The 3,408-nt window shown below is 67.4% G+C and carries 4 protein-coding genes; 3 read left to right on the top strand and 1 reads right to left on the bottom strand.

The annotated features are described in order from the left end of the window. Positions 1 to 530: 530 nt before the first annotated feature. The 3 genes from JK364_RS54005 (at position 531) to JK364_RS53995 (ending at position 2,885) form a co-directional block, all read left to right on the top strand. A complete protein-coding gene (locus tag JK364_RS54005; RefSeq protein WP_201858815.1) occupies positions 531 to 1,532 on the top strand; it encodes a DUF6192 family protein in 1,002 nt (333 codons plus the stop codon). 2 nt (positions 1,533 to 1,534) lie between these two features. Further along, positions 1,535 to 1,954 carry a RacP protein gene (locus JK364_RS54000; protein ID WP_201858814.1) on the top strand — a complete coding sequence of 140 codons (420 nt, stop codon included), beginning with the start codon at positions 1,535 to 1,537 and terminating at the stop codon, positions 1,952 to 1,954. Between the two features lie 67 nt (positions 1,955 to 2,021). Then, entirely contained in the window at positions 2,022 to 2,885 is an 864-nt protein-coding gene (locus tag JK364_RS53995; RefSeq protein WP_201858813.1) for an IS5 family transposase, read from the top strand. 34 nt (positions 2,886 to 2,919) lie between these two features. Here JK364_RS53995 and JK364_RS53990 read toward each other — a convergent pair whose 3' ends face one another. After that, positions 2,920 to 3,291 (bottom strand): VOC family protein, encoded by a 372-nt coding sequence (locus JK364_RS53990; protein WP_201858812.1) that lies wholly within the window; start codon positions 3,289 to 3,291, stop codon positions 2,920 to 2,922. Between the last annotated feature and the right edge of the window lie 117 nt (positions 3,292 to 3,408).

The raw sequence follows: 3,408 nt of genomic DNA, 5'->3' as shown, positions 1-3,408 counted from the left end.
AGTACGTGTTTCTGATCCCCGTTTCTGAGTAGCCTTGGGTTCTACGCTGGCGTGGTGTCCAAGGGCGCCGGGCGGGCTGGGGAGAGGAACTGTCGGGCTTGTGGCGACCGACTGAGGTCGAGTTCGCGGTCTGACGCTGTGTTCTGTTCCGCGGCATGTCGTGCCAGGCAGTGGCGTACGGAACGCCGGTTGCGCAAGCTCACGGCTGCCGCGTTGGTCGGTGCGGGCGAAGTGGAGTGTCCCGAGTGCGGGACCCGGTGGGTGGCGGGCGTCGGCCGGCGCTCGAACGCCGTGTACTGCTCGCGCCGGTGTGTGGTGAGGGCCTGGAGGCGCCGGAAGGAAACGTTCGGCGAACGGGCACAGTGACCGCATCGCGAACGCATCCTCAGTCCAACTTCGTTCAAAAACCGGTCATTTATAGCCGTTCGTTGTGATCAGCAGATTTACAGTCTGACTCTCGGTGGTGAGCGGGTCGTGTCCACGTCACGGACGCCAGCTCCGTGCTGCGGCCCGCATGGGTGGTGAACCCCATGCCGAAGGAGATCGACAAGGTCGGAAGCGTCAGCCAGTCCCGTTACGAGCAGATCGTGTCCGAGCTGCGGGACGTGGTGGAACAGCAGACCCGCGGGCAGTTCACGATCGGGGACCGAGCCCTGGAGATAGAGCCGATCAGGGAGCCGGGCGGCCACAACGCGGCCGCCCCGGAGTGGTCGGTGACCACGACACTCACACGGCTGGCCGAGGACATCGGCCTGAAGTTCAGCACAGTGAAGTCGGCGAGGTGGACATCTTCACGCTGGCCGGCCGACCGCCGCCAGACGGGCGTCTCCTACACCGTTCACCGAATCCTGGCCTATATCGAGAACGACCAGGAACGGTTTGACGCGATCCTCACGCCCCCTGGGGGCAAGGCCCGGTGGACGCCGGACGACGCCAGCCGGCGGGTCGGCAACCGGGTCGAGACACCGGTGACGCCGAAGGAGAAGATCACCGCGATCCACACGCTCGCTCAGGACGACCAGGTCGCCGCGGCGGTGACCAGTGACTTCCTGAAGCGGCCGGAGGTGACGACCAAGGTGACCACGGTGGACAAGGCCCGGGTGGTGGAAGAGTTCACCCGTGACGAGCAGCTTGCCACCACGGCGGCCACGAACCTGCTGCGCCGGCCGGACGTCGCGTTCAAGGCGATGAGTGACGACACTGCCCGCTTCCAGGTCAACCATGCCCAGGTCGAGCGGTCCCGGCAAGCCCGCGACCACTTCGAGGACACCAGCCCGGTCGCACCGGCGGTGAAAAAGATCGACCGGACGGTGGAGTTCCTGGACCTGGTCACTGCCTGCCACTCCTTCGTCGCCGCGGCCGGCCGGACTGTCCCGAGCCTGCGTGACCGCACCCTGAGCGAGGACGAGGCCGGCATCGTGCACCAGAACGTCGCCAAGGTGCGGGCGACGCTGGACTGGATCGAGACCGCGGTCGACACCGGCAAGGTCGACATGGATGACGAGCTCGCCCGCATGCTACGAGGCGAGTAGTCGTGCCCCGCGCCTCACGGCGTCGGGGCGATGCCGCCCAGCGGCATGCGGACACCCTGCGGTTCGTGCTGTTCGAGGCCAGACCCGCGGGGCTGCTGTTCCCCCAGTTGACCCGCGCGAGCGGGCTGTCCCCCAGCCAGGTCAGGTCGGGGCTGGCCGCCCTGCGCGACATCATCGCCGAAAACGGCTGGCCACCACTGATCTGGACCAGGGCCGACGGCTACCAGCTCGGCGCCGAACGGGCCGCGCTGGAGGCATACGAACGGGCCGTGCTCACCGAGAAGCTGACCGAGTTCCGCCGGTTCATCACCGGCACCGTCGCCCCCCACGCCGCCGCCCACCCGCGCGACAAATGGGTCAAGCACATCATCGCCCAGCTCAACTCCATCGAATCCACCCTCGACCTCGTGGTCTCGTCCTGACCCCACGAGGGGCGCTCGGCCAAGGCCGGGTGCCTGTCCTCGACTGCCCGGAGGGAGCGAAGCCGCCATGCGCCGCCGCCGCTATCCCTCCGACACCACGAACGCGGAATGGGCCCTGATCGAACCGCTGCTGCCGACCCCGGCCTGCGAGACTCACCGCGGCGGTCGGCCGGAGAAACATCCCCGGCGCGAGATCGTCGATGCCATCCGCTACGTCGTCGACACCGGCTGCAAATGGAGGGCCCTGCCTGTGGACTTTCCGCCCTGGCGCACGGTCTGGGGGTTCATGGCGCGCTGGGCGGCCGCCGGGGTCATCGGGCAGATACGCGACCAGCTCGCCGGCCGGATCCGCCGCGACATGGGCAAAGGCCCCCGAGCGGTCGCCACGGTCATCGACTCCCAGAGCGTCAAGGCCGCAGAGACCGTGGGGAGAGACAGCCGCGGTTACGACGCGGGAAAAAAGATCAATGGTCGGAAGCGTCACCTGGTCGTGGACACACGCGGGCTGCCCCTGCTGGTTATGGTCACCCCGGCCGATCTGCACGATTCCGCCGCGGCGAAGGAAGTCCTCTTCCGCCTTCGGCTCATGCACCCCCAGATCACCATCGTCTGGGCGGATTCCGCCTACGCGGGGAAGCTCGTGGACTGGGCGAAACAGCACCTCAACCTGACCATCAAGCCCGTCAGCCGCCCCAAGGACACCTCCGGGTTCGTCGTCCTTCCCCGGCGCTGGGTTGTCGAACGCTCGCTCGCTTGGATCATGCACGCGCGTCGTCACGCCCGCGACTACGAGCGCCTGGTCCAGCACTCCGAAACCCTCATCACCTGGGCGGCCATCACCCTCATGACCCGACGCCTCACCCGCCGCAAGAACCATCCCGCCGAACGCCGCGACACCACCCACGGCTACGTGATGGCCGAAGCCGCCTGACCTACCGATCGGCCCAATGGAGAGACACAGGCTCTCAGGCTCCCTCGGGAGTGATCAGGCAGAAGGGATGGCCGACGGGGTCCTCGTAGACCCGGTAACCGATCGGCTTGTCCGAACCATCCAGCAGCGTCGCACCGAGAGCGAGCACCTGGGTCTCGGCCGTATCGAGGTCCGTGACCATCACATCGATGTGCATCTGCTGAGGGCGCGCGGAATCCGTCCACCGCGGCGCGCGGAAGTCGTCCACCCGCTGGAAGGCGACCACCGGGGCGCCCGCGGCGTTCTGGAGCACGACGAAGTCACCGGTGTCCTCCTGTCGTGAGAGCGACAACAGCTTCTCGTAGAAACCGGCGAGCTCACCCGGGTCGGGGCAGTCGATGACAACGGTGTACAGGCGTCCGATCATCCGGCTCACTATGCCACTCGCCCGCGAGCGCTACGGCACCGACCTGGGGGTCGGTACAGCGCCACACGCAAGAATGCCAAGCGGCCAGCACCCAGCTCAGGTTCAGACACAGGCTCT

The sequence above is a fragment of the Streptomyces endocoffeicus genome, from assembly GCF_016741935.1.
In the GTDB taxonomy this organism is placed as follows: domain Bacteria; phylum Actinomycetota; class Actinomycetes; order Streptomycetales; family Streptomycetaceae; genus Streptomyces; species Streptomyces endocoffeicus.
Note: the sequence above shows the minus strand (reverse complement) of the source record. Positions and strands in the feature narration are given on the sequence as shown.

Excerpts from the sequence above, each read along its gene's own strand:
- JK364_RS53995 (WP_201858813.1), top strand. The coding sequence starts at position 2,022 with ATGCGCCGCCGCCGCTATCCCTCCGACACCACGAACGCGGAATGGGCC.
- JK364_RS53990 (WP_201858812.1), bottom strand. The coding sequence starts at position 3,291 with ATGATCGGACGCCTGTACACCGTTGTCATCGACTGCCCCGACCCGGGT.
- JK364_RS54005 (WP_201858815.1), top strand. The coding sequence starts at position 531 with ATGCCGAAGGAGATCGACAAGGTCGGAAGCGTCAGCCAGTCCCGTTAC.